The 7,075-nt window shown below is 72.8% G+C and carries 9 protein-coding genes; 2 read left to right on the plus strand and 7 right to left on the minus strand.

The window, feature by feature from the left end; translation table 11 throughout:
* Both QM611_RS06260 and QM611_RS06265 read left to right on the plus strand, forming a co-directional pair.
* Positions 1-1,013: ATP-NAD kinase family protein (locus QM611_RS06260; RefSeq protein WP_415079049.1), on the plus strand; the 1,013-nt coding region annotated here is incomplete at its 5' end.
* A gap of 18 nt (positions 1,014-1,031) precedes the next feature.
* A complete protein-coding gene (locus QM611_RS06265; protein ID WP_415079050.1) occupies positions 1,032-1,790 on the plus strand; it encodes an SDR family NAD(P)-dependent oxidoreductase in 759 nt (252 codons plus the stop codon).
* A gap of 25 nt (positions 1,791-1,815) precedes the next feature.
* Here the strand turns inward: QM611_RS06265 and glmM are convergent, their stop codons facing one another.
* The 7 genes from glmM to QM611_RS06300 form a co-directional block, all read right to left on the minus strand.
* Complete coding sequence (glmM, locus tag QM611_RS06270) at positions 1,816-3,174, minus strand: phosphoglucosamine mutase (RefSeq protein WP_415079051.1); 1,359 nt, start codon at positions 3,172-3,174, stop codon at positions 1,816-1,818.
* A 10-nt stretch (positions 3,175-3,184) separates the two neighbouring features.
* Positions 3,185-3,679 (minus strand): 30S ribosomal protein S9, encoded by a 495-nt coding sequence (gene rpsI / locus QM611_RS06275; RefSeq protein ID WP_415079052.1) that lies wholly within the window; start codon positions 3,677-3,679, stop codon positions 3,185-3,187.
* A gap of 28 nt (positions 3,680-3,707) precedes the next feature.
* Positions 3,708-4,154 (minus strand): 50S ribosomal protein L13, encoded by a 447-nt coding sequence (rplM, locus tag QM611_RS06280; protein WP_415079053.1) that lies wholly within the window; start codon positions 4,152-4,154, stop codon positions 3,708-3,710.
* Between the two features lie 166 nt (positions 4,155-4,320).
* On the minus strand, positions 4,321-5,022 hold the full coding sequence (locus QM611_RS06285; RefSeq protein ID WP_415079054.1) for an endonuclease/exonuclease/phosphatase family protein: 702 nt from the start codon (positions 5,020-5,022) through the stop codon (positions 4,321-4,323).
* 62 nt (positions 5,023-5,084) lie between these two features.
* Entirely contained in the window at positions 5,085-5,927 is an 843-nt protein-coding gene (truA, locus tag QM611_RS06290) for a tRNA pseudouridine(38-40) synthase TruA (RefSeq protein WP_415079055.1), read from the minus strand.
* Positions 5,928-6,281: 354 nt separating this feature from the next.
* Positions 6,282-6,866 (minus strand): 50S ribosomal protein L17, encoded by a 585-nt coding sequence (gene rplQ / locus QM611_RS06295; RefSeq protein ID WP_415079056.1) that lies wholly within the window; start codon positions 6,864-6,866, stop codon positions 6,282-6,284.
* Between the two features lie 30 nt (positions 6,867-6,896).
* Positions 6,897-7,075: DNA-directed RNA polymerase subunit alpha C-terminal domain-containing protein (locus tag QM611_RS06300; protein WP_415079057.1), on the minus strand; the 179-nt coding region annotated here is incomplete at its 5' end.

Genomic DNA, 7,075 nt, shown 5'->3' on the forward strand with positions numbered 1-7,075 from the left:
CCTCGCGCGCGGCCGACCGCGCGGCGCTCGCCCTGTCGGCGCTGCCGCCCGGCACGCCCGTGCTGACGGCCGCGGCGACGATGGGCGAGGATGCCGCGTCAGCGGCCGGCCTGGAGCCCCGTGTCGTCTTCGAGCCGGCCGCGGCGACCACCGCGGGCGACACGACCGCCGCGGCTCGGGCGCTCGCTGCCGCCGGGGCGACGCTGGTGCTGTTCGCCGGCGGCGACGGCACCGCGCGCGACGTCGCCGCGGGCCTGTCCGGCACGGCGGTCGCCGCCCTCGGCATCCCGGCCGGCGTGAAGATGTACTCCCCCGTCTTCGCCGTGGGCCCACGCGCCGCGGGCGGCCTCGCCGCGTCGTGGCTCCACGGCGGCCTGCCGACGCAGCCGCGCGAGGTGCTCGACGTCGACGAGGCAGCGCTGCGGCGCGCCCGCGTGGAACCGCGGCTGTACGGCCAGCTCGAGGTGCCGTACCGCGCGGGGCGCACCCAGGCCCGCAAGGCCGCCACGCCCGCCTCTGAGCACGCCGCGATCGTCGCCGCCGCGCGCGGCGCGGCATCCCTTCTTCGTCCCGGCGTGCGGTATCTCATCGGCCCGGGCGGAACGATGGCCGAGCTCGCCACCGCGCTCGGTGTCGAAAAGACACCGCTCGGCGTGGACGTCGTGCTCGACGGCCGCCTCATCCGCCGAGGAGCGTCGGAGGCCGAGCTGCTCGACGAAGCGGGGCGCGGCCCCGCTCAAGCCGTCGTGTCGATCATCGGCGGCCAGGGGTTCCTGCTCGGACGCGGCAACCAGCAGCTGTCGGCACGTGTCGTCCGCGCGCTCGGGCCCGATCCGCTCGTCGTGGTCGCACCAGAGTCGAAGCTCATCGAGCTCCGCGGGCGCCCGCTGCTCGTGGACACCGGCGATCCCGCGACGGACGCGACGCTCGCCGGCTTCGTCCGCGTCGTCACCGGGCACGCGTCATCCAGTCTCTATCCTGTCCACGCACCCGAAGCCGCGCTCGGCGGCTGAACCACAGAGGAGAAGGCCATGCGCCTGCAGAACAAGAAGGCCATCGTCACCGGCGGCGCGGGCGGCATCGGCCGCGCCACCTCGCTCGCCCTCGCCGCCGAGGGCGCGGCGGTCGCGGTGGTCGACCTGAACGCCGACGCCGCGGAAGCGGTCGCCGACGAGATCCGTGCCGCCGGCGGCACGGCGATCGCACTCGCCGCCGACGTGTCGGACGAAGCTGACATCGAACGGGTGGTCGCGGCGTCCGTCGGCGCGTTCGGCGGCGTGGACGTCGTCTTCAACAACGCCGGCATCATCCGCCGCACGACCGCCGTGGAGACCACCGTGGAAGAGTGGGACCGCGTCTTCGGCGTGAACGTGCGGGCGATCTTCCTGATGTGCAAGCACGTCGTGCCGGTCATGGCCGCGGCGGGCGGCGGCTCGATCGTGAACACGGGGTCGGGCTGGGGGCTCAAAGGCGGCGGGCGCGCGATCTCGTACTGCGCGTCGAAGGGCGCCGTCGTGAACATGACGCGTGCGCTCGCGATCGACCACGGGCCGCAGGGCATCCGCGTCAACTCGGTCAACCCCGGCGACGTCGACACCGGGATGCTGCGCGAGGAGGCCCGCCAGCTCGCCCAGGACACGGGCGAGTTCCTCGCCGAGGCGGCGGACCGCCCCCTGCGCCGCATGGGGCAGCCCGGCGAGATCGCGGCGGCCGTCGTCTGGCTGGCCAGCGACGAGTCCTCGTACGTGACGGGGGCGGCCCTGGTGGTCGACGGCGGCGGCATCGCCTGAGGCGCTCGGCGGGAGCCGCGGCCGGTCAGAGGGCGAGGTTGGCGCGCACCGCGTCGGCGAGGTGGCCGGCGTAGCGCTGCGCCGTCGCCTCGTCAGCCGCCTCCACCATGACGCGCACGAGCGGCTCGGTGCCGGACGGGCGCAGCAGCACGCGGCCCGAGCCGCCGAGCTCGGCGGCAACGGACGCGACGGCCGCTTGCACCGCGGCATCCGTCCCCACCCGCGAGCGGTCGACGCCCTTGACGTTGAGGAGCACCTGCGGGAACACGGTCATGACGGAGGCCAGCTCGGCGAGGGACTTCTGCTGCCGCGCCATCTCGGCGACCAGGTGCAGGCCGGTGAGCAGCCCGTCGCCGGTGGTCGCGTAGTCGCTCATGATGACGTGGCCCGACTGCTCGCCGCCGAGCGTGTAGCCGCCCTCGTTCATCGCCTCGAGCACGTAGCGGTCGCCGACCGCGGTCTGCAGCACGTCGATCCCCTGCGCGCGCATCGCGATGTGCAGGCCGAGGTTGCTCATCACGGTCGTGACGAGCGTGTTCTTCTCGAGCCGCCCACGCTCCTTCATTGCAACAGCGAGGATCGCCATGATCTGGTCGCCGTCCACGACGTGGCCGCGGGCGTCGACGGCGAGACAACGGTCGGCGTCGCCGTCGTGGGCGATGCCGAGGTCGGCGCCGTGCGCCAGCACCGCCGCCGAGAGCTGGTCGAGGTGTGTCGAGCCCACACCGTCGTTGATGTTCAGCCCGTCGGGGTCCGCTCCGATGACGGTGACCTCGGCGCCGGCGTCGCGGAACGTCTCCGGCGAGACGCCCGCGGCCGCGCCGTGCGCGCAGTCGAGCACGACGTGGATGCCGTCGAGCCGGTGCGGCAGCGAGCCCAGCAGGTGGATGACGTAGCGGTCCTCCGCGTCGGAGAAGCGCCGGATGCGGCCGACGCCCGCGCCGGTGGGCTGCAGCTTCGGGCCGGACATCGCCGCTTCGATGCGCTCCTCGACGATGTCGGGGAGCTTCACTCCGCCGCGCGCGAAGATCTTGATGCCGTTGTCGGGGGCCGGGTTGTGCGACGCCGACACCATGACGCCGAAGTCAGCGTCTCGGTCGGCGATGAGGAACGCCGCCGCCGGGGTGGGCAGCACACCGGCCTCGAACACGTCGACGCCGGACGAGGCCAGCCCCGCGCACACGGCGGCGGAGAGGAACTCGCCCGACACGCGCGGATCGCGCGCGACGACGGCGCTCGGCCGGCGGCCGGCAGCACGGCGCGCTTCGGCCGTGCGGCCCTCGCACAGCACGACCGCGGCCGCCTGCGCGAGGCTCAGAGCCAGGTCGGCGGTGAGGTGGCCGTTGGCCAGCCCTCGCACGCCGTCCGTGCCGAACAACGCCATCGGACGCCGATCAGCGCTTCGAGTACTGCGGAGCCTTGCGGGCCTTCTTGAGACCGGCCTTCTTGCGCTCCTTGACGCGCGCGTCGCGCGAGAGGAAGCCGGCCTTTTTCAGGGTCGGGCGGTTGTTCTCCACGTCGATGCCGTTCAGCGCGCGGGCGATGCCGAGGCGCAGGGCGCCTGCCTGCCCCGAAGGGCCGCCGCCGGAGATGCGGGCGACGACGTCGTACGCGTCGGCGAGGCCGAGCACCGTGAACGGGTCGGTGATGAGCTGCTGGTGCAGCTTGTTCGGGAAGTAGTCCTCGAACGCGCGGCCGTTGACGGTGATGACACCGGTGCCCGGCTGCAGGCGCACGCGGGCGATGGCCTGCTTGCGGCGGCCCACGGCGGCGCCGGGCACGCTGAGCACAGGGCGCTCTGCGACCATGGCGGCCTGGTCGGCCGGGGTCTCGGTGCTGTAGTCCTGGGGGGCCTCGTCGGCCGAGAGGGAGTCTGCGATCTTCGCCATCAGTGTGTCCTTTGAGTCTGAGCGGCGCTTACTGGGCGACCTGGTCGAACGTGTACGTCTTGGGCTGCTGCGCGGCGTGCGGGTGCTCGCCGCCGGCGTACACCTTGAGCTTGGACAGCTGCTGGCGGCCCAGGCTGTTCTTCGGGAGCATGCCGCGCACGGCCTTCTCCACGGCCCGCACCGGGTTCTTCTCGAGAAGCTCGGCGTACGAGACGGACTTGAGGCCGCCCGGGTAGCCGGAGTGGCGGTAGGCCATCTTCTTCTGGAGCTTCTGGCCCGTGAGCGCGACCTTGTCGGCGTTCACGATGATGACGAAGTCGCCGGTGTCGATGTGGTTGGCGAAGGTCGGCTTGTGCTTGCCGCGCAGGAGCGCGGCCGCGTGCGAGGCCAGCCGGCCCAGCACGACGTCGGTGGCGTCGATGACGAGCCACTCGCGGGTGACTTCACCGGCCTTGGGGGTGTACGTGCGCGTCACAGTAGTGCTGCTTTCTGTCGAACGGAGAGGTTCGTGAATCCCGCTCCGGGGTGGTTGTCTCGCAACACGCCAGTGGAGGGCTCACGTTCGCGGCGCCGCCAGCGCGGGCGCCAAACATCCAGCCTACGCCATCCCGCCCCGCCCGCCAACTCGGCGGCGGCCCGGGTCAGTTGCCGGCGGCGGCGACGTCGTACGCGACGCTGTCGAAGTCGGCGGTGACGAGGATCGGGAGGTGGTCGCTGAGCCCTTGCGGGAGCGTCTTCACGGCGCGCACGTCGAACCCGACCGACGTCGCGAAGTCGTAGTGGCCGCGGAAGAACCGGTACCTCGTGTAGGTGCGCGCGTCGCTGAGGCTCAACTCGTACCCCTGCGCGCGGACGTTCTGGCTGAGGCGCTCCTTGAACACCGGGTAGTTGTAGTCGCCGACCATCAGCGTGGGCAGGTTCGGCCCGAGCTCTTGGAGGTCGGCGAGCGCAGCGCGGATCTGGTGGCGCCGCAGGGAGTTCAGCGCCGTCAGCGGCGCCGCGTGGAACGACGCGACGATGAAGTCGCGGCCGGCGTCGATGTCGTGCAGGCGGACGCCCAGCATCCGCTCCTCCGCGGGCCTGAGCACGCGGTCGTGCAACGACTTCTTGAGCGCGAGCGAGCGCACCGCCAGGGCGCGGAACGTGTTCTCGCGGTAGTAGACGGCCAGTCCCAGCCGATTGCGCTGGGTCGCCTCTGCCAGTCGCAGGCCGGCAAGCAGGTCCGGGATGTCGGCGGTGTCCGCCTCCTGCAGGCACAGCACGTCCGCGCCATGCTCCCGCACGAGCTCGCCCAGTTCGGTGGCAGCCCGATGCTTGCGCAGGTTGTACGAGATCACCTTCATGCCGCCACCAGGATAGAACGTCGGGCCCTGGAGCGGTGGAAACTCATAGCAGGGCCCAGGGGTCATCCGTCGCGACGCGCTCTGGTCTGCTCCGCGCGGGCGGCGAGCAGGGCGTCGGCCGGATAGCCGACCTCGACGAGGGTGAGCCCGCGCGCGGCGAGCACCGTGAACTCGCTGGTGCGCGCCCCGGCGTCGCGCAGCGCGACGACGTCCTCGACATCCAGCCGGCCCTCCCCCACCGCGACGCACGCGCCGACGAGCGCGCGCACCATGCTGTGGCAGAACGCGTCGGCCTTGATGTTCGCCACGAGCACGCCGTCGTCGGCGCGCCGCCAGTCGAACTCGAGCAGCGTGCGGATCGTCGTGGCGTCGTCGCGCGCCTTGCAGTACGCGGCGAAGTCGTGGAGCCCGACGAGCGAGCGCGCGGCGGCATCCATCCCCGCGACGTCGAGGCGCGCGCGCACGCTCGTGGTGCGGTGCCGCTCGAGCGGGTCGTAGCCGCCGTCGAGGTCGCACACGCGGTACGCGTAGCGGCGCCACACGGCGGAGAACCGGGCGTCGAACCCTTCCGGCGCGATCGTCGACCGGGTCACCGCGACGTCGGAGTAGGCGCCGAGCGCGCCCTGCACCCGGCGCGCGAAGACAGCGACCGGGTCGGATGCCTCGTGCCCGCGCCGCGGCGCGGTCGCCGCCGCCCACACCACGTCGTCGATGTCGACGTGGGCGACCTGGCCGGTCGCGTGCACTCCGGCGTCGGTGCGCCCCGCGACCACGAGCCGCACGCCGGAGCGCAGCACGCGGCCCATGGCCTCCTCGATGCAGCCTTGGACGGTGCGGAGTCCGGGCTGGCGCGCCCACCCGCGGAAGTGCGAGCCGTCGTAGGCGATGTCGAGGCGGATCCGCACGGCTCCAGTCAACCACCCCGTCGGCTGCGCGCGGGCTCGCCCGGGCGTCGGGCCGATCGGCCGGCCCGGCGGGCCCCGGCGCGACACCTCGGCACGCCCCGCACGCCCGAAACCCACCCGCACGCCCGAAACCCACCCCGACGCCCGAAACCCACCCCGGGGCCAGAGATCCACCCCGAGGCCCGAGACCCACCCCGGGGCCCGAAACCCACCCTCCAGGCGTGGGTCTCGACGCGCCCAACGGGTCTCGGCACCTGCGACGGGTCTTGACGCGCCCATGACGACACACGGGCCGCCGCGGCGCACGCGTGAGGCCCGCACCCCCGAAAGGGTGCGGGCCTCACGAACGGCGTGCTACTCCGACTTGTCGGCGGCGTCCTCGGCAGCCTCCTCGGCGGCGGCGCCCTCCTCGGGCGATTCGGCGCCCGCCTCGTCGGCAGCATCCTGAGCCTCGGCGGCGTCGGTCGCCGCCTCCTCGGCAGCATCCTCCGCGGCCGGCTCCTCGACCGGGGCCTCCTCGGCGGCAGGCGCCGCGGCGGCCGGCTCCGCAGCGCGCTTCGTCGCCTTCGCGCGCGGAGTCACCGGCTCGAGCACGAGCTCGATGACGGCCATCGGCGCGTTGTCGCCCTTGCGGTTGCCGACCTTGGTGATGCGGGTGTACCCGCCCTCACGCTCGGCGACCAGCGGCGCGATCTCGGTGAACAGGACGTGCACGACCTCCTTGTCGCCAATCACCGACAGCACGCGGCGACGCGCGTGCAGGTCGCCGCGCTTGGCGAAGGTGATGAGGCGCTCGGCGAGCGGACGCAGTCGCTTGGCCTTGGTCTCGGTCGTCTTGATCGACTTGTGGGTGAACAGCGCCGCCGCGAGGTTCGCGAGGAGCAGGCGCTCGTGAGCCGGGCCGCCGCCGAGGCGGGGACCCTTGGTGGGCTTGGGCATTCTCAATTACTCCAGGTCAGAAGGGGAGGATCAGACGGTCTCTTCGTCGTAGCCGCCATAGAAGTGGGCGCCGTCGAAGCCGGGCACCGAGTCCTTGAGCGACAGACCGAGCGAGATGAGCTTGTCGCGCACCTCGTCGACCGACTTCTGACCGAAGTTGCGGATGTTCATGAGCTGCGTCTCGGACAGGGCGACGAGCTCGGAGACCG

The sequence above is a fragment of the Microbacterium sp. genome, from assembly GCF_047606685.1.
Lineage (GTDB): Bacteria > Actinomycetota > Actinomycetes > Actinomycetales > Microbacteriaceae > Microbacterium.